This is a genomic window from Candidatus Poribacteria bacterium, assembly GCA_021162805.1.
Taxonomy (GTDB): Bacteria; Poribacteria; WGA-4E; order B28-G17; family B28-G17; genus JAGGXZ01.
On the sequence record JAGGXZ010000224.1, the window covers coordinates 14,659 to 34,080 of the forward strand.

At 52.2% G+C, this 19,422-nt stretch carries 22 protein-coding genes and 1 tRNA gene; 16 read left to right on the top strand and 7 right to left on the bottom strand.

The genetic code is table 11. From position 1 onward, the window contains the following. Positions 1-56 precede the first annotated feature (56 nt). The 8 genes from J7M22_18355 to J7M22_18390 all read left to right on the top strand — a co-directional run bounded on the left by J7M22_18355 (position 57) and on the right by J7M22_18390 (position 6,734). Positions 57-962 (top strand): PstS family phosphate ABC transporter substrate-binding protein, encoded by a 906-nt coding sequence (locus J7M22_18355; protein ID MCD6508569.1) that lies wholly within the window; start codon positions 57-59, stop codon positions 960-962. Beyond that, on the top strand, positions 959-1,855 hold the full coding sequence (gene pstC / locus J7M22_18360; GenBank protein MCD6508570.1) for a phosphate ABC transporter permease subunit PstC: 897 nt from the start codon (positions 959-961) through the stop codon (positions 1,853-1,855). The genes J7M22_18355 and pstC overlap by 4 nt, the downstream gene beginning before the upstream one ends. Then, positions 1,852-2,700 carry a phosphate ABC transporter permease PstA gene (pstA, locus tag J7M22_18365; protein MCD6508571.1) on the top strand — a complete coding sequence of 283 codons (849 nt, stop codon included), beginning with the start codon at positions 1,852-1,854 and terminating at the stop codon, positions 2,698-2,700. The genes pstC and pstA overlap by 4 nt, the downstream gene beginning before the upstream one ends. A 2-nt stretch (positions 2,701-2,702) precedes the next feature. Further along, positions 2,703-3,458, top strand: coding sequence for a phosphate ABC transporter ATP-binding protein (gene pstB, locus J7M22_18370; protein ID MCD6508572.1), 756 nt, complete (start codon positions 2,703-2,705; stop codon positions 3,456-3,458). Between the two features lie 13 nt (positions 3,459-3,471). Continuing rightward, positions 3,472-4,146: a phosphate signaling complex protein PhoU gene (gene phoU, locus J7M22_18375; protein ID MCD6508573.1), complete on the top strand. Its 675-nt coding sequence runs from the start codon at positions 3,472-3,474 to the stop codon at positions 4,144-4,146. Between the two features lie 127 nt (positions 4,147-4,273). After that, positions 4,274-4,843, top strand: a complete 570-nt coding sequence (locus tag J7M22_18380; GenBank protein MCD6508574.1) for a CDP-alcohol phosphatidyltransferase family protein — start codon at positions 4,274-4,276, stop codon at positions 4,841-4,843. Between the two features lie 13 nt (positions 4,844-4,856). Further along, positions 4,857-6,107 (top strand): hypothetical protein, encoded by a 1,251-nt coding sequence (locus tag J7M22_18385; protein MCD6508575.1) that lies wholly within the window; start codon positions 4,857-4,859, stop codon positions 6,105-6,107. A gap of 369 nt (positions 6,108-6,476) precedes the next feature. Beyond that, a complete protein-coding gene (locus tag J7M22_18390) occupies positions 6,477-6,734 on the top strand; it encodes a winged helix-turn-helix domain-containing protein (protein MCD6508576.1) in 258 nt (85 codons plus the stop codon). On the opposite strand, the gene lepB is transcribed toward J7M22_18390, so the two are convergent. Genes lepB through J7M22_18420 form a run of 6 tightly spaced genes read right to left on the bottom strand, consistent with a single transcriptional unit; the run spans position 6,702 to position 12,561 of the window. Beyond that, a complete protein-coding gene (gene lepB / locus J7M22_18395; protein ID MCD6508577.1) occupies positions 6,702-7,412 on the bottom strand; it encodes a signal peptidase I in 711 nt (236 codons plus the stop codon). The two genes, J7M22_18390 and lepB, sit on opposite strands and share 33 nt — an antisense overlap. Then, on the bottom strand, positions 7,381-8,343 hold the full coding sequence (locus J7M22_18400; GenBank protein ID MCD6508578.1) for a DUF4340 domain-containing protein: 963 nt from the start codon (positions 8,341-8,343) through the stop codon (positions 7,381-7,383). The genes lepB and J7M22_18400 overlap by 32 nt, the downstream gene beginning before the upstream one ends. Further along, on the bottom strand, positions 8,340-9,959 hold the full coding sequence (locus tag J7M22_18405; protein ID MCD6508579.1) for a GldG family protein: 1,620 nt from the start codon (positions 9,957-9,959) through the stop codon (positions 8,340-8,342). The genes J7M22_18400 and J7M22_18405 overlap by 4 nt, the downstream gene beginning before the upstream one ends. Before the next feature lie 3 nt (positions 9,960-9,962). Further along, positions 9,963-10,679: an ABC transporter permease gene (locus J7M22_18410; protein MCD6508580.1), complete on the bottom strand. Its 717-nt coding sequence runs from the start codon at positions 10,677-10,679 to the stop codon at positions 9,963-9,965. Next, the gene (locus J7M22_18415) at positions 10,676-11,623 is read right to left on the bottom strand and encodes an ATP-binding cassette domain-containing protein (GenBank protein MCD6508581.1); all 948 of its coding nucleotides are present in this window, start codon (positions 11,621-11,623) and stop codon (positions 10,676-10,678) included. The genes J7M22_18410 and J7M22_18415 overlap by 4 nt, the downstream gene beginning before the upstream one ends. A gap of 59 nt (positions 11,624-11,682) precedes the next feature. After that, complete coding sequence (locus J7M22_18420) at positions 11,683-12,561, bottom strand: dihydrodipicolinate synthase family protein (GenBank protein ID MCD6508582.1); 879 nt, start codon at positions 12,559-12,561, stop codon at positions 11,683-11,685. Between the two features lie 127 nt (positions 12,562-12,688). On the opposite strand from J7M22_18420, the gene J7M22_18425 reads away from it, so the two are divergent. From J7M22_18425 to J7M22_18460, 8 genes are all read left to right on the top strand, one after another. Then, positions 12,689-13,483: a hypothetical protein gene (locus J7M22_18425; GenBank protein MCD6508583.1), complete on the top strand. Its 795-nt coding sequence runs from the start codon at positions 12,689-12,691 to the stop codon at positions 13,481-13,483. After that, positions 13,480-14,340 carry a 4-(cytidine 5'-diphospho)-2-C-methyl-D-erythritol kinase gene (locus J7M22_18430; GenBank protein MCD6508584.1) on the top strand — a complete coding sequence of 287 codons (861 nt, stop codon included), beginning with the start codon at positions 13,480-13,482 and terminating at the stop codon, positions 14,338-14,340. Before J7M22_18425 ends, J7M22_18430 begins: the two co-directional genes overlap by 4 nt. A gap of 7 nt (positions 14,341-14,347) precedes the next feature. Then, positions 14,348-14,423: transfer RNA gene (locus J7M22_18435), tRNA-Gln, on the top strand. Positions 14,424-14,616: 193 nt separating this feature from the next. Next, complete coding sequence (locus J7M22_18440; GenBank protein MCD6508585.1) at positions 14,617-15,270, top strand: 50S ribosomal protein L25/general stress protein Ctc; 654 nt, start codon at positions 14,617-14,619, stop codon at positions 15,268-15,270. A gap of 5 nt (positions 15,271-15,275) precedes the next feature. Then, positions 15,276-16,382: an N-acetylmuramoyl-L-alanine amidase gene (locus J7M22_18445; GenBank protein ID MCD6508586.1), complete on the top strand. Its 1,107-nt coding sequence runs from the start codon at positions 15,276-15,278 to the stop codon at positions 16,380-16,382. Further along, positions 16,354-16,950 (top strand): GerMN domain-containing protein, encoded by a 597-nt coding sequence (locus tag J7M22_18450; protein ID MCD6508587.1) that lies wholly within the window; start codon positions 16,354-16,356, stop codon positions 16,948-16,950. The genes J7M22_18445 and J7M22_18450 overlap by 29 nt, the downstream gene beginning before the upstream one ends. Further along, entirely contained in the window at positions 16,950-17,525 is a 576-nt protein-coding gene (locus J7M22_18455) for an aminoacyl-tRNA hydrolase (protein MCD6508588.1), read from the top strand. Before J7M22_18450 ends, J7M22_18455 begins: the two co-directional genes overlap by 1 nt. Then, entirely contained in the window at positions 17,522-17,785 is a 264-nt protein-coding gene (locus tag J7M22_18460) for a DUF951 domain-containing protein (GenBank protein ID MCD6508589.1), read from the top strand. Before J7M22_18455 ends, J7M22_18460 begins: the two co-directional genes overlap by 4 nt. On the opposite strand, the gene clpX is transcribed toward J7M22_18460, so the two are convergent. Next, positions 17,718-19,268, bottom strand: coding sequence for an ATP-dependent Clp protease ATP-binding subunit ClpX (clpX, locus tag J7M22_18465; protein ID MCD6508590.1), 1,551 nt, complete (start codon positions 19,266-19,268; stop codon positions 17,718-17,720). The two genes, J7M22_18460 and clpX, sit on opposite strands and share 68 nt — an antisense overlap. Positions 19,269-19,422: the final 154 nt, after the last annotated feature.

A 19,422-nucleotide genomic window follows, 5' to 3' on the forward strand; every position in this document is an offset into this window, starting at 1 on the left:
CTTAACCTTAGGTTTGTATAATATCGAGGAGATCAACCGTTTTGGAGGTTGTTGCGATGAAAGGTTTCGTGTTTTCGCTGCTTGTGATCGGGTTCGCCTTATCCGTCGCATCGGCGGATGAGATCCTGATTAAAGGCTCAGACACGCTTCTGAACCTGGTTCAACAGCTCGCTGAAAGATATATGGAGAGCCATCCTGACGCGGAGATATCCGTCGTCGGCGGTGGATCGGGCGTCGGAATCGCCGCTCTGATCGACAACAAGGTCGATATAGCTAACTCCTCCAGGAAGATCAAACCCGGGGAGATTAAAAGGGCCGAAGAACGCGGAATTAACCCCGTCGAGTTCATCATAGCCATGGACGGACTTTCCATCATAGTTAATCCCGAAAATCCCGTCGATAAACTCACGATGGAGCAGTTGGGAGCGATATATCGGGGTGAGATCAGGAACTGGAAGGATGTAGGCGGGCCGAAGATGAGGATCAACCTCTACGGCAGGCAGCCCTCTTCCGGGACGTTCATCTTCTTCAGAGAGCACGTCCTGAGGGGGGATTACTCCCCTAGAATGCGACAGATGGCCGGAAATGCTCAGATCGTAGAAGCCGTCAAGCATGACAGATCCGGTATAGGATACGTCGGGCTGGGATACGTTAAAGGAGCGGAAGGGATCAAGGTGTTGAAGATCGGAAAACGGGAAAAGGGCAGGCCGTTAAGATACCTCTCCCCGCTTCTCTTCCTGACCCCATCTAAACCCGGCGTGAGGAAACCCGATCCGAAGGATTATCCGCTCATAAGGCCGCTACAGCAGTATACGAACGGAGTCCCAAAAGGCATGGTCAGGGATTTCATCCTGTTCGAGATCGGCGATGAGGGACAAAAAGTGGTTGAGAAGGTCGGGTTTTTGAGGATAGCCGAGAAGCAAAAGGCGAAGGAGCTCAGGGTTTTAGAGGGGAATCGATGAAAGGATTGAGGACGAGGCTGGTCAAGGAAAGGCTGGTCAGCTTCTCTCTCTTCGGTTCCGCTCTCCTGGCAGCATCGGTTCTGATCGGCATCCTCGGTCTGCTTCTCTTTTACGGTGGTCGGGCTTTCAAGGAGATCAGCCCCTTGAAGTTCTTTCTTGGGACGGTCTGGAATCCGGAGGCCTATGGAGAGCCGAAATATGGGATAGTTCCGCTGGCGGTCGGATCGCTTTTCACCACGGCCATCGCCCTCACGATAGCCGCTCCGACCGGCATAGCGAGTGCTCTCTTTATATCGGAGAGGCTCAAAGGGAGGGTAAGGATGTTTGTCAGGACTTTGATCGAGATCCTCGCCGGATTCCCGTCAGTGGTGATAGGTTTCTTCGGGTTGACGGTTATCTCGCCTTTGATAGCGAAGATATTCAAGGTCTACTCCGGTTTGAATCTGCTCAACGGAGGGATACTCTTGGGGGTGATGGCCCTTCCAACGATAATCTCTATCTCCGAGGATGCCCTCAGGGCGGTTCCCATGAGCTATAGGGAGGCGGCCCTCGCTCTCGGCACCAACAACTGGCAGGCTTCAATGAAGGTTATACTGCCGGCCGCTAAACCCGGTATAATCGCTGCTCTGATGCTAGGCTTCGGAAGAGCGATCGGCGAGACGATGGCCGTATTGATGGTCGCCGGCAACGCTCCAATCATACCTCTCTCCCCATTCGATCCCGTCCGAACTATAACCTCGACGATAGCAATAGAACTGGGTGAGGTGCCGTTCGGGACGACCCACTTCTATGCCCTGTTCGCCCTGGGCCTGCTGCTATTCATCGTGGCCCTTATGACCAACCTGATAGCCGAATCGATGCTTAAAAGGGAGCGAGCGAGGTTTCAGATATGACGGAGAGAGGTGAAAGAATCGGATTCGCCATATTAAGCCTTCCGCTTATCCTCACGATCGGGTTCACCCTGTTCCTAGGTTTCTATCTCGTGAGCCACGGAATAGGGGTTTTGAGCTGGCAATTCCTCACCCGGCCTCCCAGAGAGGGGATGAAAGAGGGAGGGATATTCCCCTGCATCATCGGAACGCTCTATCTGGCCCTGATTTCCCTTCTGTTCTCCGCCCCTGTCGGGGTGGGTGCGGGAATATACCTCTCAGAGTATGCCGCGGATAACCTCCTCACCAGATTGATTCGCAGTTCCATAAGGAGCCTCGCGGGGATACCCTCTGTGGTCTACGGTCTCTTCGGCGTAGCAGTCTTCGTGGAACTCTTCAACTTCGGCCCATCTGTCCTCGCATCGGGTTTGACTTTGGGATTGATGAACCTTCCCTGGATAATCACGGCCAGCGAGGAGGCGATAAGATCGGTTCCCTCATCTTTCAGGGAGGGGGCGTTGGCTTTAGGGGCGACGAGGTGGGAGGCGATATGGCATAACGTCCTTCCCTATTCGCTCACGGGGATAGTCACAGGGGTTCTGCTGGCGATGGCCAGGGCCATAGGCGAGGTAGCCCCGATACTCTTCACCGGGGTCACCTTCTATCTGAGACATCTGCCCAGATCGCCACTTGAAAAATTTATGGCTTTGCCATATCATCTCTTCGTGCTATCGACCCAGCATGAGGACATAGAGGCCGTAAGGCCCATAGCCTTCGGGACGGCTCTTGTGCTTTTGCTGATGGTGCTTTCGCTCGATATGATGGCCTTTTACCTGAGGGCGAGGTATGTAAAGATTAAGAGGTGGTGAGAATGGCTCCTAAGATCGTCATCGAGGGTCTGAACCTCTGGTATGCCCAGGAACATGTGCTTAAGGATATCGATCTCGTCGTGGAGGAAAATCAGGTGACCGCCATAATCGGGCCATCCGGCTGCGGGAAATCCTCTCTGTTGAGATGCCTGAATAGGATGAACGACCTGATCCCGAACGCCAGAGTCAAGGGCAGGGTGCTGCTGGATGGACGGGATATCTATTCGGACGATACGAACGTATATGAGCTGCGCAAAAGGGTCGGAATGGTATTTCAGAAACCCAATCCGTTTCCCAAATCCATCTTTGAAAACGTGGCTTTCGGGTTGAAGATCCACGGGGTAAAGGATCGAAAGGTGATCGCCGATAAGGTCGAAAAGGCCCTCAGAAGCGCCAATCTGTGGGATGAGGTGAAAGACAAGCTCAACGCATCGGCGTTTGATCTTTCGGGAGGGCAGCAGCAGAGGCTCTGTATCGCCAGGGCGATAGCGATCGAGCCGGAGGTGCTTCTGATGGATGAGCCGGCGTCGGCGCTTGACCCTATCTCCACCGCAAAGCTCGAGGAGCTTATAGAGGAGCTTAAGAGGAACTACACGATCGTCATCGTCACACATAACATCCAGCAGGCGGCCCGAGTGGCCGATTACACGGCCTTCCTGATGCTGGGAGAGCTGGTGGAGTTCGATAAAACCGAAAAGCTGTTTACCGCCCCGAAGGACGAAAGAACCGAAAATTACCTGAGAGGGAAATTCGGATGAGGAGGAGCTTGACATGCTTGAGGTGAAGGTGTCTCAGCTCAAGGAGAAGCTTCTTTTCATGGGATCAATCGTCGAGAGGATGATCGGGGAGAGCATCAGGGCACTCGTCGAAAGGGATGAGGATCTGGCTCGCAGCGTCGTGGAGAAGCAGGAGCCGAAGGTGAACGAGCTCGAGATAGAGATAGACGAGATGTGTATCAACGCACTGGCCCTGTATCAGCCTAAGGCATCCGACCTAAGGACGGTCACGATGGTGATGAAGATCAACAACGACCTTGAGAGGGTGGGAGATCACGCGGTGAACATAGCCGAAAGGGCGATCTTCCTCATATCAAAACCGCCCGTCAAACCGCTTATAGATATCCCGAGAATGGCTCAGGAATCGGCCGGCATGCTCAGGGATAGCCTCAACTCCTTCACAAACAGGGATCCCAAACTTGCCGTGGATGTCTGCTCCAGAGATGATACAGTCGATAACCTGAGGGATCAGATAACGAGGGAGCTTATAACCTACATGATAAGCGATCCCTCGACGATAGAGAGGGGGTTGAACCTGATATTAATTGCTAGGGATCTGGAGAGGGTGGCAGATCTAGCAACCAACATTGCGGAGGATGTCGTTTTTATGGTGAGGGGGGAGACGATCAAGCACATGGGCCATCCTGGGACGGATTACCTGCTGAGATAGTGAGGATATATCGCTTATTGACACCGTGGGGGACAAATGGTATGATTTTGTCGCTTTTCAATTCCGTAGCCGTAACCTTTAGCTTGCATGCATTATTAAGGTGCGGCCGCACCTCAGGTGTGAAGGAGTGAGGGGGAAAAAAGGAGGAGGTAGCGCAGCCAAAATAACGGTTAATCTGGTAACTGCTTCTAGGATACCGATCGCCGTGGCGATATACAACGGTATAACGAATGGAAGGTTTTTCCTAGCGCTGATTTTACTCGTTATAGGTGAGACGGCCGATTGGATAGACGGAACGATGGCGCGCAGGCTCAACGCCAAGACAAGGTTCGGGGCAGCTTTCGAGCACGTGGCAGATGGGTTCATGATGGGAATGGTATGGCTGGGGTTCGTTCGTACGGGATTGCTGCCTCTCTGGCTCTTCATACTCGGATTGTCTTACTGTCTGATCACGTGGTTTCTGCCGCTGAGGTTCACCAACAGATACCTGGGGATGGCGGCTGGGCTCAGGACGATGATCTACGGCGTGACGCTGGCCGCTGTGCCGCTTATCCTTATCTTCAATATCTCCAACCTCAAACTCAGATACTCCATCCTCGCCCTTCTGGTCGGGTACTCCATTCCAGTTCTGATATGGAAACGGGATAGGATAGCGATCTATTGGAGGTACCTGCGGACGGGGGAGGAGAAGGAGTAATAAGGAGGAAATCATGGGGAGGATATCAAGGCTTTTTGTATGTCTCTTATCACTTGTCATATTGGTGGGGATAAGCTGGGCTCAGCTCATCCCTGATGAGTTCATATCATACCCGAAGGGGAGAATCTCGGGGTTAACAGGGCTAACTATGATCAAGGATGAAAACGGCGAGCTGAAACCATTCTACAGATTTCAGCTTCAGCCCGAGCTCAACCTGGATAAGATAGGCATCGGCTTCGACGTCGTCCTCCTCTACAATCCCGACGAGGGCATAAGGGGGGAGGACGGCGAGAAATGGGACGATCCGGGCGATTACCTGAGGATGGTGAGATATCTCAGATATGGATACAGGCGTGAGAGGATCTATTTCGTCTACGGCGCTCTGGATAACGTCTTCATCGGCCACGGACTGATAATGGGCGGATATTCCAATTACGATAGACGAGGACTGAGGTTAGATCTGAACTCAAAGATCGCCGGTGTGGAAACGGTGTTGAATAACGTCTCCGAACCCTCACTTTTCGGCGGAAGGGCCTACGTCAGGCCGCTTGTTGGTATGGATCTACCTCTCATCGATAGATTAACCATAGGCGGGACATACATCACGGATGTGGACCCGAACCCCAACAGGGAGGATGAGGAGCCTTTTACGGTTTACGGATTCGACGTAAGCCTGCCCCTTTTGAGAAACGAACTGACCGAGGTGACGCTTTACGATGAAGCCGCCTTTATAAACGGGCACGGTAGGGGAAACGCGACGGGATTGGGATTTGAACTGCCCATGGGAGCAAGGCTGAAGGTGGAATACAGAATGTTCGGTGAAGATTTCACCCCCACACCGTTTAACTATCTTTACGAACGGATCAAGACGACGGATGGCGTCGAGTTGATCCTCCAGGAGGAGGGTAAGAAAGGGATCTACTCCCTGTTTGCCTGGGGTCTACCTCGGAAGGTATTCACATGGGCGAGCTTCGAGGATTACGTCGGAGACATCCCAAAGGTACAGGCCGAGATCATCGAAACAGGGCTTATAGAGAGGGTTTCCATTCGAGGCAGGTATACCAAGCTTGGGATAGAAAACTTCAAAGATACATTCGATCTGGACGAAAAATCCGCCTTCACGCTTAAGATAGGATTTGAGGTCTTCCCGCCCTTAGAACTGGTTTTAGTGCACGAATATAGGTTCCGTCAGCGCGAGGACGGCGAGGGATATGAGACCATACACAAGACCTCGTTTGAGCTGGGAATCTCCATGAATTACTGATCCGGATAACCGAAGGTAGGATAGGGATAAAGGATATGCTCGATCGTAACGCTCAACTTATCAAGATCTCCTCGTCAGAGGATAAGAAGAACCTGGAGGTATTATATCGGAAATACTGGAAGCTGACCTACAAAATAGCCTCGCTCATATTATCGCTGAGTGTAGCGGAGATTTTTAAAGCTACCGTCCGCAGTCGGCAGTCCGCCGTCCGCCGTTATTCCGCTGCGGACCGCGGACGGTGGACGGCGGACAATTAGCCATAGATACTACACTCAAGGGAAATAAGAGCGCTCGCAATTTTATCTGTTTCATATTCAAACTAGAGGGTGGATCGGGTGGTCTTGAAGCTTGACGAAAAGGGGGGATGATATGATACACTCTAGGAAGAAATACCATCCCACCTCAGAGGTGAATCAGATGATAGAAACCATCGGAAACGCCGCGGGCGAGATCTGGAGATTCCTCGATAAACAGACCGCTCCGGTAACGCTTTCAACCCTCAGGAAAAATCTATCCCTCTCATCCACGCTCCTGATGATGGGGCTTGGATGGTTGGCGAGAGAGGACAAGCTGAACATCGAGATATCTAACGATTCATATTCCTACAGGATCTCGCTTAAGCGCTAGATCCTCACCCACCGAGAACTGAGAGTGGAGGATTTTCCCTATCCTCCTCCACCTGATTTTATTTAACTGCCAGAGCTTTCCGCCCTGAGACCAATATATGATGAAGGCTTTTCCTTTGATGTTATTAAGCGGGACCGGCCCCCAAAACCTGCTGTCGTTGCTTCGGTCCCTGTTATCCCCCATGGCGAACACATACCCCTTTGGAACCCGATATGGGCCGAAATCGGGCAGCGGCCTCGGCTCATGTCTGGTGTAGGATTCGTCGTGGATAAGCTTGCCGTTGACATAGAGATGTCTGCCGCGCGTTTCGATCACATCCCCCCCTACGCCGACGATCCTTTTGACGAAATTCCGATTTGGCTCATGGGGGGGAATGAAGACGAAGATGTCGCCCCGCTGTGGTTTGTGGTAATCGAAGACCCTCCAGTCGGTGAACGGGATCTTGATCCCGTATATGAACTTACACACCAGTATTCTATCTCCTTCCAGAAGCGTATCGCGCATCGAGCCGGTGGGGATCTCATATGCCTCTATGATAAAGGGTCTCAGGAAACCGAAAACCACGGCGAAGGCCACGAATATAACCTGAACGTATTCGTAAGCTGACGAACCCTTAAAACGGCTTATCCTTTCATCCCACTTCGATTTACTTTCCTTTCTTTCCTCCTGTTTTTTCATTTTCTTCACCCTCTTTTTTCGCCTTTAGATCCTCCGGTTTCTTGAAGATCTTACTTACCCTATATTTGTAGACCACGAATATCTGGTCCTTGCCATCGACCTTAAGATATCTCCTGCTGTTCTGCTCCTTACCGAAGCGCAGGATCTTCTCCGTTCCGTCCTTCAGCTTGATCATCACTTTGGATGAAGGGACATCAAGTCCGCATTCGCTCTCGCTCTTCTTTATCTCCACATCGTCGGCCTTGAAATTGGAAAGCGTCCTGAGGATTCCCTCGACAGCATCCTTATCCGCCTCAGCTTTCTCCGGTTTGGTCATCTCCCATCCTTTATCCGTCTTTTTAAGGGAGATCGAACTACCTGAATCCTCGATCTCAACCTCTGAGACGTCATCGACGTTGAAGGAAAGCACCTCTTTATCGCACCATCCCGTTTTACCCTTGCCGAAGACGGGCCTGAGCGTTCTAGGGATGAGATATACCTTTTTCGAATCGGCCCTGCGAACATATGTGCTTATGAAATCCGGACCCATCTTACCCACAAAGAAATGGGCCAGCGTTTTATCGTTTTTACCCAGCATCTTCACCTCTATCCCGTCCTCGTTCACCTTGAACTTCGGGTGTTTGTCGGGATTTTCGGATATGAGCTCCTTCGTGGTCATCTCATCCATCTCGTCGAACATCTTATCGACGGCTGTTTCATCCGCCGGATATCCCTTCGCCGTGGGGACGATCCATTCGTCCCCTTCCCTCTTCAGCTCGACCGTCTCGCCGTTTTCCGTTATCTCGACCTTCTCCACCTGTGCTCTGTCGAACCTTGGGAACAGGGCTTCCTCCTTTTTCTTCTCCCCCTTGCCGAAAGGCCTTTCCATTACAAGGGCGATTATAACGAGGAAGGCGAGGATGATCAAAAGCACGTAAAGGTTTCTCCTCATGCCACACCTCCAGCTTTAACGCGAGCTCTTCTCCACCAGAACCTGAGCACTCCCCCCACCGCCACGAGGGCGGCCATGCCGAAGGTGGAAAGCCATTTGACGGCATTCCTGCCCTCCGGGGAGAGCTCCTTAAGGGGCCTATCGGTGACGGAGTGAGATCGGATGCCGATGAGCTTGTTGCCCAGCGTCATCCAATCCACGGCGTTGAGCAAGAAGACGAGGTTCTCGTGGAATTGGGAGACGAAGCTGTTGGCGGCGAAATGAGAGCTACCCACCACCAGGATCTGCGTTTCCTTCTGTGATTCCTTTATCGTCTCCCGCTTTTTCTCCTCTTTTTTCTTGTTCTTGCCGGTCTCCTTTTCGCCTTCGACCTTTGGGATCGGCTTGTCAGCGTAGAAACTTTTAAACTTACCGCTTAACGCTACCACAAGGGGATAGGATTTCCTCTCCTTGATCCTGGAGGCGAAGTTTTGATTGGGACTCAGGTTATACGGGCTCCTGATCGTCCAGGAATACCTGGAGGAACTTGCTAGGACTTCGACTTTAACGCTCGGGTTCCCCTCCTTGGGCTCAAGCGAGCTGGTCCACGGCAGAACGATGTCCTCAAGCTCACTCGTCACGACATGGTTTTTATTCAATCCCGATTTTATCACCTTCACCCAGAACGGATATGGCAGCGAATAGGTCACGAATCCGGATCTAAAGGAGGCGTTCTCGTTGAACCTGTCCAAGGTCAGGTTTTTTCCCAATTTCACGCCATAATGCTCCAACATGTCATTCAATCCCGTCTCAAGCGGCTGGGCGTAAAGGCCGTATTCCATCTTGATCGGATCGATCAGGAATATAACTCTGCCGCCCCGCATGATGAATTGGTCTATCTCGTATTTATCCCTCTCGGACAGCTTCTCCGGTCCTGCCACTATGAGCGTATCCACATCATCGGGGATCTTGTCCCCCCTGGACGTGTCCACCTTTCTCACCCTGTACTGTTTCTCCAATTCCTGACGTAGGATACTACAGCCGTTGGCCTCCTCGTCATATGGATCCCTCTCATTATGTCCTGAGAGGAAGGCCACGGTTTTCTCCTCGTTGCTGGAGACCTTCAATATGGCCGATGTCAGATCATACTCCAGATTTTCCGTGCCCCTTACCACCGGTATAACCTCTTTTTTATCGCCATACAGCACGGCTATACCGAGGTAGGCGTTCATCACCTGAGCCTGATCCTTCTCGATCACCTGAAGTTGAACTTGAGGGATGCCGAGAAATCTCGCTCTTTCCTCCTCCTTGGGATCGCCCTTGGGATCGATAAATCTGACCTTTAACTTGCCGTGTGAATAGGCCTTGTATTCGTCCAGTATATCCTTAACCTGTCTGCGCAGTCCGATGAGATGCGGTGGGAGTCTCTTGGAGAAATACACCTTCACGTCCACCACATCATCGAGTGATCCCAGGATCTGTTTTGTGGAGTCAGACACGGTGAAATCCTTCGTCTCCGTCAGATCCGCGCGCAGGAAGTGGCGGGAGGAGATGAAGTTCAAGACGGCTATTATGCATAACACCACCAACACAAAGGCCGTCGAATAGCCCCCGTATCTTATTCTCTTCGAAGCCATACCTCACCTCCACCTCCGGCTTTGCACCACGTGGACGCTTAGATAAAGAAAAAAGGAGATAACCGAGAGATAGTAGATGATATCCCTGGAATCGATAACGCCTCTGCCGATGCTGGAGAAGTGCACGGCGAGACCGATGTATCTGAATATGGGGGTTAGAAAGCTGGGAACCGAAAAGAGCACTATCTCCTCACCGACGATCAACATGATAAAGCAGAACACAACGCCTATGATGAAGGCGATTATCTGGTTCTCGGTCAGCGTGGAGGCGAACAGTCCAATCGCGAGGTAAGCCGCTCCCAGCAACAGAGTTCCAACATATCCCCCTACTATCGGCCCTGGGTCGGGATTACCCAGATAGGACACAGTTATCGGAATTGAAATCGAAAGCAGCAGGGCGATACCGATCAGGGTCAATCCGGCCAGGAACTTGCCTAACACAGTTTCCCAATCCTTAAGAGGCAAAGTCATGAGGATCTCGACCGTTCCCAATTTTCTTTCCTCAGCCCACAACCTCATCGATACGGCGGGCACAAAGAATAGAAAGATCCAGGGCATAAGCGAGAAGAAGGGGCGCATATCGGCCTGGCCTATCAGGAAGAATCCCCTGAAGAAAAGCCAGCTCGATAGCGTCAGGAAAACGATGATGAATATATAGGCTATCGGCGAGTTGAAATATCCCTTGAGCTCCTTCCTTATAACGGCCATAACGTTGCTCATGCTGCCACCTCATCCCGTGTGGTGAGTTGTCTGAAGACGTCCTCCAGGGTGGCCTTCTCCCTGTAAAGCTCGGTTATAATCCATCCGTTTTGAACGGCGAGCTTGAAAAGCTCCTCAGTTCTTCCATCGCCATCCGACGGGGTTATCTTATATCTTAGGGCTCCCTCTTCAGTTGACGACGCCTCGATGAAGCTCTCGATCCAAGGCAGTTCGGATAGTTTAGCTTCGACATCCTCCTTCTGAGCCTTGAGGCTCACGAAGATGGAGAGCTTCCCCTTTGCCATATCCGACAGCTCATCAGGCGAGCCATCGGCCACGATCTTGCCTCGGTTGATGATGATCACCCTGTTGCAGGTGGCCGAGACCTCGGGGAGAATATGGGTGCTGATGATGACCGTCTTCTCTCTGCCGAGCTCCTTTATCAGCTCCCGTATACCGACGATCTGGTTCGGGTCAAGGCCTGAGGTCGGCTCGTCGAGTATCAGTATATCCGGGTCGTGGATCATGCACTGCGCAAGTCCTACCCTCTGTCGATACCCTTTGGATAGCTCCTCGATATCCCTGTAGATCACGCTCTCGAGCCCGCAGATCTGGATCACCTCATCTATGCGTTTCCTACGCTCGGACTTCGGTATATCGCGCACCTGGGCGATGAATTCGAGGTAATCCCACACGCTCATGTCGGTGTAGAGAGGGTTGTTCTCCGGGAGGTATCCTATGTGTTTTCGGACTTCGATGGGTGATTCGAAGATATCGTATCCGGCGACCTTTGCGGTGCCGGTGTCAGGGAAGATATATCCGGTGAGGATCCTCATCGTGGTGGTTTTCCCCGCTCCGTTCGGCCCCAAGAAACCCAATATCTCACCCCTGCTTATGTTGAACGAAACATCGTCAACGGCTACAATGGGACCGAACCGTTTGCTTATCCCGTTGACTTCGATCATCTCTCACCCCTCGCTTCACATCTCCGTGGGCTTGGAAACGGATCATCGCTTTCGACGGTTTACGCCTCCAGAGCCATCCTGATCGCCTCCCTTTGAATCTGTGAAGCGGGAGGCATCGGCGATCGGGGCCTTCCGCCCGATCTGTTTTGAAGCTGCATGACGTATTTGACACATGCGGGGAGGTTATCGCCGCTCATGGCGTTCCAGAGCCGCAATAGCCTCTTATGTATCTGAAGCGCCTTGGGGTGATCTCCCTCCTGCACGGCGTCCCACAGTTCCAGACACCACTGGGGCACAGCCGTCAGTATGGCGGCTATCGCGCCGTGTGCCCCTAAGATGAAACTCGGATATAACAGCGCGTCAACGGCGCTCATCACGGTCGCCTCGCCCTCATCTAGCATCAGCAGTAGATCGGCCAGCGCCTTCATATCGCTGGCGCTCTGTTTGACCCCCACCACCAGATCGACCTCACGAATTATTCTCACCAGAAGCTGTGACGAGCAGTAGCTCCATGGCACGACGTTATAGATCAGTATCGGAACCCCCACAGCCTCGGCTATGGAAGCGAAATGCCGAAGCATCGAGTCGTCGTCGGGTTTGAAGAGATAATGAACCGGTGTGATCTGCAGGGCCAAAATCCCAAGGTCCGCCACTGCTCTAGATCGCTCTATGGCCTCTTTGGTCGAATCGGCGATAACCCCGGCGATGATCGGCACCCTGCCCTTCGCCTCCTCGACCGCTATGGCCACCAACCTTCTCAGCTCATCCGTGCTGAGGGTATGCCCTTCACCTGTGCTCCCGCCGACGGCAAGGCCGTGGACACCAACCTTAATCAGATATCTAACCTCTTCCTTGAATGCCTCTTCGTCGATCTCCTCGTCTTCCCCAAACGGTGTCACCATAGGGGGAACAATACCGTAAATCCTTTTCCTTTCCATCCTAGCAGCCCTCGGATTAGGTTTTAGAAACTTGTAAATAGAATATCATCATCACATCGATCAGTCAACGTACGTCGGGTTCGAAGAGGCTTGACCCTTTGACAGGAGCGGTGTTATAATTCGAGATATGAGAAGGTCGATATATGTGATTCTCCTTTCCATCGCCATCCTGTCCGGATGTGGCAGCTCGAATCTGAGATTGGAGGAGCTTCGCCCCGTCGATGCCTCCCTTGCGGATGAGATCATTTCATCCCTTAACTCCACCACACTGCTCATGGGAAGTTTCAGGACGACTTTGACCCTCTCAGTGGATTCCCCCGGATCGCATCAGGAGCTAAGAGGATATCTGCGATATAAATATCCCGATAAGTTCAGGCTTGATCTGCTCGGAGCGTTAAATGAGCTTCGGGCGGTGATCATCGCCAACGGCGACGATTTCCTGATGCTCCTCACCCAGGAGAGGGAGGCGATATCCGATAAACTCTCGGATAAACTGCTGGAGGAGATCTTCGGGATCGGGATACGGATCTCCGACGTGCGTGGGGCCGTATTGGCCAATCCCATTTTCGGAAAGAACAGGGGAAAGCTGAGGGTCGGCGCTCGCATCGATGGCGGATATGCCATCAGATATAACTCCGATCAGACTCTGGAGGAGACCAGAGTGAGAAAGTTTAAAGGAGGATACGTGGTTTCAAGATGGGTCATCTACGATAAGAGCGGGAAGCTGATCCAGGATGTCTCCTTCTCCTCCTATTCCATTGTCGACGGCCTTCCTAGACCTCTCAAGGTTGAGGTTTTGAGGAGGAGAGAAAGGACGAAGGTGATCTTCTCGGCGTCAAATCCACAGGTGAATGCCGACATACCGGATTCCATCTTCTCAGTTGAGATACCTCCGGGTGTCACGGTTCGAAGTGTGCGATGAGGTTTGCTGCACATGCTAAGGTGAATCTCTATCTGGATGTTTTGAGGAAGCGGGAAGACGGATATCACGACATACTGACGATCTTTCAATCCATAAGCCTTGCCGATGAGCTTGTGATCGAGAGATCTGAAGGTATATGGGTGGAGTGCGATGTTCCGGGATTGCCCTCGGGCGAGATGAACCTGGCATACAGGGCGGCGAAGTTGCTCAAAGAGACGGCGGGTCTTAAAGCCGGAGTTAGGATTGAGATACACAAACGGATCCCGATCGGCGCCGGGCTTGGGGGAGGGAGCGCGGACGCAGCCGCAGTCCTAGTCGGAATGAACGAGCTTTTCAACCTCAACCTTCCCCGTGGAACTTTGATGGAACTCGGTTCTGAGATAGGCGCCGATGTGCCGTTCTGTATCCTGGGAGGCACCGCCCTCGGAGAGGGAATCGGCGACAAACTGACGAGGATCCCCTTCATCGGCGAGATCTGGTTTCTATTGCTCAACCCAGCGATCCATATCTCCACAGGGTGGGCATACAGGAACTTACGGTTGACTAAACCGAGAGGAAATGCTAATATTTTAATTCAGCGGTTTAAAGGGATTAATTCCCCCGAATCGGTCTCCTCGCTGTTGTATAACCTCTTCGAGACCGTTGTTTTCCCTGAATATCCCGAGGTGGCCAGGTTAAAGGTGAGGCTTCAGGAATCGGGGGCGCTGGGAGCTCTGATGAGCGGAAGCGGTTCCACGGTTTTCGGGATCTTCAGGTCGAGGGAGGAGGCCGAGACGGCGTGTGAACTTCTGCGAGGTGAGGTTCCCTTTTGCTTCGTCGTGTGCGCCGTGAATGAGGGAGTTGTAAAGATTTCCTGAATCGGGTTGGGCGGTCGCCAAGCTGGTAAGGCACGGGACTTTGGATCCCGCATTCGCAGGTTCGAATCCTGCCCGCCCAGCCATTACAGATAGTCGCTTATATTATCGCTAAGTGTAGCAGAGATCTGAGAGGAAGGAACGAGAAACCAGGATGGAAAACGTTACAACGTTAAACGTTGAACGTGCAACGGATTTCTCTTCTCCTCGTTCCTCCTCATGGATAACCGCTACACTCAAGGGGAATATGAGCGTAGATAATTCATGTAGAGGAGAGAGATGTTACAGGAGAGGATAGAGGTTCAACCCAGAGAGGGACTGGGAAAAGGCGCCGCTAGAGCTCTTAGGAGACAGGGATTGATCCCTGGCGTCGTCTACGGCCATAACTTCGGTCCCATACCCGTGCAGGTCGAACTCGAGGAGCTCAAACGACTTTTACACCACGAATCCATCGAAAGCATGCTTATAAGGATGAAGCTCAACGGCAGGGAAGAGACCGTTATGATCAAGGAGATCCAGCGACATCCGGTTACCTATGATATCCTGCATGTCGATTTCCATAGGGTCTCCCTGACCGAGGAGGTCACAACACGAGTTCCCGTTGAACTCGTCGGAGAATCGATCGGCGTTAAGGAGGGTGGTATCCTCGAGTTCCTGCTCCGAGAGCTTGAGATAAGATGTCTGCCCACAGAAATACCCGAACATATCGCCATAGATATATCACAGATGAGGATAGGGGATTCCCTCAGAGTTGGTGATCTGAAGCTGAAAGAGGGCATAACCGTTCTGGACGATCCGGATACCGTCATAGTTCTGATCGCTGCTCCCGTCGTGCGAGAGGAGATCGAGGAGGTCGAAGAGGCGGCAGAGGAAGCTGAAGAGGAAGAACCGGAACTCGTCGGGGAGAAAAAAGAAGAAGAGGAGGAGAGCTGAAGCTGTTGCTCCAATCGATACGACTAACACCGATGATTCACAGCAAAACCGCCATTTTAACGGCGGTTTTGTTATTATCGGCCCAGATATCAGGGGGCTCTGATACGCTCAGAGTCCTGGACGAGGTAGGGGGGGAAATCGCATCCCTTCGACTTTACCGCATCGGCGGAAGAGGGTATGTGCTGTCGGATGATCTGTGTTCGGCCTTTAACGCCAAACAGCGTTACATCCCGATAACCCATAAACTTCAGATCCTTGTCGGCAAACACAGGGTCGATCTCCATATCGGCGAGAGATCCTTCTTGGTGGACGATAGAGCGTGGAGCAAACCTCTACCCTATCCCGTTCAGCTTATCTCGGATAGACCGGCCCTTCCCGTTGAATTCGTCTCGACCGTTTTGCCCGATCTCCTGGGTCTCAAGGGGGAGTTCGACTCAAAAGGAATGGTGCTCAGATTGCTCTCCTCTATCCCCACACCACCTCCGACAACATCCGAAGGCAAGTTCACGGTCGTAATCGACCCCGGACACGGGGGTTCCGATTCGGGATTGGTGATGGGAAACCTCCGTGAGAAGGACGTTAACCTGAGGATCGCCGAGGTGATCGCCTCAAAGTTAAGGGGAAAGGGAGTTGAGGTCAGGTTGACCAGAGGTAAGGACATCCCGTTATCCCTTGATAGGAGAATCCGTTTCGCCAACTCCCTTCACTGCGATCTCTACTTCTCCATCCACTGTGACGGTTCAGCGATACGGCAAAAACGAGGTTATAGGATCCTGGTCGATAGGATCTGGAGAGAGAGGCGAGAAGGGATGATCGTGGCTGCCAGCCCTCCACTTAGCGCTGAGAGGCTTCAGACGGCCTATGAGCTGGCCACCAAGATAGCGAGTGGATTCGAGGGGATCGGGCTGGCCGGAAGGGTTTATAGATTGCCGATACATCGATTCTCCGAATTAACCATGCCAGCTCTGATCCTGGAGCCGGGTTTTCTCTCCAACGATGCCGATAGAGTTCTGCTGACGGATGAAGATTTCCTTAACTCCATCGGCGATGTGGTGGCCGAAGTGATATCGGAGATGAAAGGCGATGTGTCGGGAAGAGGGGAAAGCCAATAGGCTGATAATAACGATATTCGTCCTGGTGGCGGCCCTTTCAACGGTGATGGCCTTTCTGATCTCCAGAGGGCTTGAGCGATCTGAGTTTACATATCAACCTCAGACCGATCTCCCCCCTGAAAATCCGCCATCTGAAGGAAAGAAGGTGAAGGTGAGACTATATTTCCTCTCGCCATCCACGGGAAACCTGGAGATGGAGGAGCGCCTGATTCCGGCTCAGCAAAATCCGGCCGAAACGGCAAGAACGATTATCTCAGAGCTCTCCGCCGGATCGAAGAAGGGGCTTATCAGTCCCGTCCCCCCTGAACTTACCCTAAGAGCCATCTTTATAGATAGAGCCAATAGAATATATCTGGATTTCCCCTCCGCTGCTATGCTCAAGATTCCAAGATCCCCTGAATCGGAGATCGAGTTCCTCTCCGCGATCCTCAGCTCCATCAAGGTGAATTTGCCTCACATAAAAGAGGTGCAGATATTGGTGGACGGGCATAACGCTCAGACGCTGACGGGATATCTGGACGTATCGCTTCCCATACCGATAGATGACTTCCTGAAGGAGGTGTTGTGATGGATCTCCGGATGGTCGTCGGATTGGGAAATCCGGGTGAAAGATATGCCATGACCAGACATAATCTGGGTTTTAGGGTGATCGATGAGCTCGTCGGCAGGCTCGATCCTCCTTCCCCTATCCTTCAGGATGAGGCTTTAGTTTATAAGGTTGAAGCCGCGGATAAGCCCCTTTTACTCATTAAGCCGATGACCTACATGAACGCCAGCGGCAGAGCGGTTAAAGCCCTCATGGACAGATACGACCTTTCCCCTCAACAGATGCTGGTCATATTCGACGACGTCAACCTTGATCCCGGAGTTTTGAGGATCAGAGCGAAGGGAAGCGATGGCGGTCATAACGGCGTAAGATCTGTAATCGAGTCGATTGGGACTCGGGATTTCCCCAGGTTGAGGATAGGAATCGGCAGGCCGGATGATATGGATCTCATAGACTATGTGCTGGGGGAGATCACCTCCCAGGAGGCGGAGATCCTCACGACGGCGGTCAAAAGGGCGGCGGACGCCGTCCTTTTCATGCTGACCGATGGGGTAGAACGGGCTATGAGCAGGTTTAACGGGCCGGTGATGGTATGAGATCACCTCTTCCATCGAGGACGTTTAAGCTTAGGATAGGTGATATCCTCTATATGAAAAAGGAGCACCCGTGTGGAAGCAGGAAATGGCGTGTATGGAAGCTGGGTCTGGACGTGGGGATTGAATGTCTCGGTTGCGGCAGAAGGGTAAAGATAAGACGTGAGAAGCTGGAGAGGAAGATAAAGCGGGTGATCAGCCCGCCCGATGTGAATAGGACTCCTTTATCCACCTCTCCAGCGTCCCATCCGGATCTTCTATGACCTCCCCCGTTATGGTGAACTCAGTCCTGCCGGAGTTCTTTTTGATGAGGTTCAAGCCGTATTCGTAATCTCTGAGGATATCCCTACACACATCGTTCGGATCGGCCTTCCTCTCGGATGAGATCTTAGCGATCCTCCTCACGGCCTCATCGTCAAACGAGATCGTGATGCCGTATTTATCGAAGAACTCCGTCGAATAGCTCTTGAGGAGTTCCCTTACCACCATCTCCTCGTTGTATTCCGGATCGGATAGGATCTTACTGAGTTCCCCTTGAGGATCGCGCACGACCTTATCGGTCACCACGAACTTTTTGATATCGGTTGACGGAAGCTCGAACTTGAAATCCCTCATCACCCTCTCACACACGGTCATCAATCCCCTCGCGCCCGTTCCCTCCTTATATGCTTCTCTGGCTATCTCCCTGAGCGCTTCGTCCGAGAAGATGGCCTCGATGCCGTATGCCTTGAAGGACCGCCGGTATTGTTTTATTATCGAACCCTCGGAGGTTTTAAGGATCTGATACAGATCCTCCTCGTTGAGTCCCTCGCACACCACGTGGACGGGAAGCCTTCCGATGAACTCCGGTTCGAAGCCGAACTCTATGAAATCCTGGGAGGTCACCTGTCTGAGGTATCGATAGTCATCCTCCTCATCCCTCGACTTTATATCCGCCCCGAAACCGATGTTCCTTTTATTCAGCCTTCGCTTGATTATCTCCTTGAGGTTTGTGAAGGCGCCGCTGACGATGAAAAGGATATGCTTGGTGTTGATCACCCGTCTTTCGACTTTGCCCTTGCGTTGGAATTCGGCGATCGCCCTGAGCTGCGATCCCACGTCATAGAAGGCGTTAAGGTCCACCTCCGTCTCCTCCATGAGCTTGAGCAGGTTCATCTGCACACCTCTGCCGCTGACGTCACGGCCTATGATGTTGGGCGCCGTTGCGATCTTATCTATCTCATCCAGATAGATGATCCCATATTGGGCCAGTTTGATGTTCCCGTCGGCCTGTATGACCAGATCCCGAACAAGATCCTCCACGTTACCGCCTACATATCCCGTCTCGCTGAACTTCGTGGCATCGGCTTTGACGAAGGGGACGCCGATCAACTTGGCTATGAGCCTGACCATATAGGTCTTGCCCACACCGGTTGGCCCGATGATGATTATATTTTGCTTTGAATACTCCTCGTCCCTCAAACTGGGATCGCGTTCACACTCCATGATATGGTTGTAGTGGTCACATATGGCGATCGCCAACGCCTTTTTCGCCTCATCCTGTTTGATGACGTATCTATCGAGATATTCCTTTATGTCCTTAGGCTTGAAGTTGAAGTTCAGCTGTATCGGTTTCTCCTCCTGTTTCTCCTTTTCACCGGTCTCGGCGGCTCCGGGGGGATAGAAGCCGAAGTGAACGGTACCGCCGTATTTTTCACGCAGCCGTTCCAGATCCTTTTGGAGCTCCTCAAATGTCGGATTTCTCATCTTCCATCACCAGCCTCGCCCTTTTCGACTCGCTCTTATTTCCCTTGAGTGTAGTTAGGTAGCAATCAACGTCCTATCCCTTTCACGATCAGAGGTTAAGGCTGAGGTTAAGGTCGAGAGACGAGAGTCTAGAGTCCTTTTTTGTCTCTCGACT

What these genes read in the sequence shown, in the direction of transcription:
- J7M22_18425 (MCD6508583.1), top strand. Translation starts at nt 12,689, where the DNA reads ATGAGAAGGTCGATATATGTGATTCTCCTTTCCATCGCCATCCTGTCC.
- J7M22_18355 (MCD6508569.1), top strand. Translation starts at nt 57, where the DNA reads ATGAAAGGTTTCGTGTTTTCGCTGCTTGTGATCGGGTTCGCCTTATCC.
- J7M22_18405 (MCD6508579.1), bottom strand. Translation starts at nt 9,959, where the DNA reads ATGGCTTCGAAGAGAATAAGATACGGGGGCTATTCGACGGCCTTTGTG.
- lepB (MCD6508577.1), bottom strand. Translation starts at nt 7,412, where the DNA reads ATGAAAAAACAGGAGGAAAGAAAGGAAAGTAAATCGAAGTGGGATGAA.
- J7M22_18410 (MCD6508580.1), bottom strand. Translation starts at nt 10,679, where the DNA reads ATGAGCAACGTTATGGCCGTTATAAGGAAGGAGCTCAAGGGATATTTC.
- J7M22_18430 (MCD6508584.1), top strand. Translation starts at nt 13,480, where the DNA reads ATGAGGTTTGCTGCACATGCTAAGGTGAATCTCTATCTGGATGTTTTG.
- pstA (MCD6508571.1), top strand. Translation starts at nt 1,852, where the DNA reads ATGACGGAGAGAGGTGAAAGAATCGGATTCGCCATATTAAGCCTTCCG.
- J7M22_18420 (MCD6508582.1), bottom strand. Translation starts at nt 12,561, where the DNA reads ATGGAAAGGAAAAGGATTTACGGTATTGTTCCCCCTATGGTGACACCG.
- phoU (MCD6508573.1), top strand. Translation starts at nt 3,472, where the DNA reads ATGCTTGAGGTGAAGGTGTCTCAGCTCAAGGAGAAGCTTCTTTTCATG.
- clpX (MCD6508590.1), bottom strand. Translation starts at nt 19,268, where the DNA reads ATGAGAAATCCGACATTTGAGGAGCTCCAAAAGGATCTGGAACGGCTG.
- J7M22_18450 (MCD6508587.1), top strand. Translation starts at nt 16,354, where the DNA reads ATGTGTCGGGAAGAGGGGAAAGCCAATAGGCTGATAATAACGATATTC.
- J7M22_18455 (MCD6508588.1), top strand. Translation starts at nt 16,950, where the DNA reads ATGGATCTCCGGATGGTCGTCGGATTGGGAAATCCGGGTGAAAGATAT.
- J7M22_18440 (MCD6508585.1), top strand. Translation starts at nt 14,617, where the DNA reads ATGTTACAGGAGAGGATAGAGGTTCAACCCAGAGAGGGACTGGGAAAA.
- J7M22_18390 (MCD6508576.1), top strand. Translation starts at nt 6,477, where the DNA reads ATGATACACTCTAGGAAGAAATACCATCCCACCTCAGAGGTGAATCAG.
- J7M22_18385 (MCD6508575.1), top strand. Translation starts at nt 4,857, where the DNA reads ATGGGGAGGATATCAAGGCTTTTTGTATGTCTCTTATCACTTGTCATA.
- J7M22_18400 (MCD6508578.1), bottom strand. Translation starts at nt 8,343, where the DNA reads ATGAGGAGAAACCTTTACGTGCTTTTGATCATCCTCGCCTTCCTCGTT.
- pstB (MCD6508572.1), top strand. Translation starts at nt 2,703, where the DNA reads ATGGCTCCTAAGATCGTCATCGAGGGTCTGAACCTCTGGTATGCCCAG.
- J7M22_18460 (MCD6508589.1), top strand. Translation starts at nt 17,522, where the DNA reads ATGAGATCACCTCTTCCATCGAGGACGTTTAAGCTTAGGATAGGTGAT.
- J7M22_18415 (MCD6508581.1), bottom strand. Translation starts at nt 11,623, where the DNA reads ATGATCGAAGTCAACGGGATAAGCAAACGGTTCGGTCCCATTGTAGCC.
- pstC (MCD6508570.1), top strand. Translation starts at nt 959, where the DNA reads ATGAAAGGATTGAGGACGAGGCTGGTCAAGGAAAGGCTGGTCAGCTTC.